The following is a 2,339-nucleotide window of genomic DNA, read 5'->3' as shown; positions in this document are numbered from 1 at the left end:
GCATTTTCAGCCCGTGCCGCTAGCCGCAACGCGCTGACCAGCATCGATCCCCGACCTGACCCACCGAAACCCCGCCGAACTGTGGAAGCCGGGCTCATGCTCACGGACAAGGACATCTCGTGCGAGACGACGAGCTGTACAGGTAGCCCCCGAATCACGGTTTCAACGACATCATTGCTCTCACTCTTGGCGCCGAGTCATAAGGGAAGGGCAAGGGCCATCGGCAGGTCTGTCGTCGGAACAAGCGAGGCCTGAACGGAGAAGCTGTACTACGACGATCAGTGCGGGAGGCCACCAGCATCAGTTGCCGTACGAAGGCAACCTTCGTGTCCGACCGGCGCTGCAGCAGTCGTCGCTGTACCGGCGACCCTCCCACAGGTAGCTGATGCCGTAGTCCCAGCGGTAGTCGTCGAGGCGGTACCAGCCATAGTCGCGGTCTCCGCCCCAGCGGTGATCACGGTCGCCGCCCCAGCGGTGGTCGTCGGTCTCGACGCTGACGGCCGGGCGCAGGGCATGTTCTGGCGTCGCCGTCGCGGCCGACGCAGTACTCCCGGCACCAAGAACGGCTCCGCCGGCCACCGCCAGGGAGGCGATGGCGACAGGCATGCGCTTCGAAAAGTTACTCACAGGTTTTTCCTTCGGCTCAGAGCGCTCCGTCAGTGCAACGGGCGCTCAGGTCACTGATGCGATTCGCGGGGCGGAATTCGAATGCAGCAGGGCGGACCGCTCTGCTTCCTGGGCGTCGGTCGGCTCTGTACCGCGTCACCGGACGCGAGAGAGGTGCCGTTGCGCCGATACCCCGAGGTTCCATACGCCGTACGAAACCCTCTTCATTGATACCATACGTCGTATGGAAAGTCGAAGGGTGCGGTCAGCGGGAGGAGACTCACCTGTCACTCGTGATGACGGCGACGCGGCGCCGGAAATCTGGCCTCGTGCCGGCCGACACTCCGCATGGCGAAGGGGTTCGCCGGAACGAGACCCGCGCGTTGCCCGCGGGCGGTCGTTACGAAATACCCCGGCCCATCACGTGGTCAACGGCAGGTCGAGAACTTGCCCATTGCGAACGTTGCTCCCGAGCGGTCTTCACCCATCTGCTCGACCTGCGGCTGAAGCTTTCGCTACCGGAGGGAGCCCCAACCGAGAGACAGCGGCCCACGACTTACCGAGTACAGCTTCCGGGTTCCTGCTCGGCGACGCGGCCCATCTGCCTGGTCACACGCGGCATCGCGGTGACGAACAAGGCTGGGCCATGGCCCGATGGGCATCGGCCGTCAGCCCGCCGTCAGTTTCGTCAGCGGCAGCGTGTGCTGGGTGCGGACCACCTTGGTACGGAGGTAGCGGACGTTGTGGGCTGTGGTGAAGACGCCCGTGGGAACGTGCCGGGTCACGGTAAGGCCCAGGGTGCGCAGCTGGGCCGCCTGGTCCGGGTTGTTGGACAGCAGGTCCAGCTCAAAGATGCCGAGGGCGGCGAGCATTTGCGCGGCGGCGGTGTAGTCGCGGGCTTCCTCGGGGAGGCCGAGGGCCGCGTTGGCGTCGTAGGTGTCGAGACCCTGGTCCTGGAGGGCGTAAGCGTCGAGCTTGTCGTAGAGACCGATGCCACGTCCCTCCTGGCGGAGGTAGAGACGCCTCCACGGTCGGCGATGTGCTCGACCGCCTCGCACAGCCGGGGGCCGCAGTCGCAGCGGGCTGAGCTGAAGACGTCGCCGGTCAGGCACTCGGAGTGCAGGCGCACCAGCGGGGGCCGGCCAGCGGCGGGTTCGCCGAGGATAACGGCCACGTGTTCCTGCCCGTCGGCGAGGTGGTGGAAGGTGGCGAGGTCGGCGGACACCGTATAGCCGTCGCCCAAGTGGAGCGGGACCGTCACGCGGGTGCGCACCGTGGCCGCCGACGGGCCTGTCGGATTGCTACTGCCGCTGAATGCGGTGGCGTTGCGCGTTTCGCGCATGACGTTTGGTTCTCGGGGGCGGCGGTTGAGGGTGCTGGTCGCGCGATGGGCCGACTCCGTCGCCAGGTCGGCACGCCCGGTCCGCACCCAGATCCGGTGAGCTGCACCTCGGCGCCGCAAACCTTCACGGTGGACATTTCGGGGACATTCCCTGATATCAATGCATTTCCATACGACGTATGGAAGCAGAAGGGGTACCGCCGTACTGGCGGCCTCTGTTTCGACTGGTGGCCGCCAGCAGTGCCCTCACGGGGGTGAATCTCGCCGACGCGGCTTCGACATATATGGCGCACCGCTCACCCGGCTTCCACAGTTCGGCGGGGTTTCGGTGGGTCAGGTCGGGGATCGATGCTGGTCAGCGCGTTGCGGCTAGCGGCACGGGCTGAAAATG

General features: G+C 66.2%; 1 protein-coding gene and 1 pseudogene. Both read right to left on the bottom strand.

The window, feature by feature from the left end:
* Positions 1–300 precede the first annotated feature (300 nt).
* Positions 301–627, bottom strand: a complete 327-nt coding sequence (locus ABZV38_RS40150; RefSeq protein WP_356333884.1) for a hypothetical protein — start codon at positions 625–627, stop codon at positions 301–303.
* A 647-nt stretch (positions 628–1,274) separates the two neighbouring features.
* Positions 1,275–1,948 (bottom strand): annotated as a pseudogene (gene ribA, locus ABZV38_RS40145) (GTP cyclohydrolase II).
* Between the last annotated feature and the right edge of the window lie 391 nt (positions 1,949–2,339).

Origin of the sequence: Streptomyces sp. NPDC005181 (assembly GCF_040608395.1) — a bacterium.
Lineage (GTDB): Bacteria > Actinomycetota > Actinomycetes > Streptomycetales > Streptomycetaceae > Streptomyces.
This window is presented reverse-complemented; position numbering and strand designations above follow the sequence as displayed.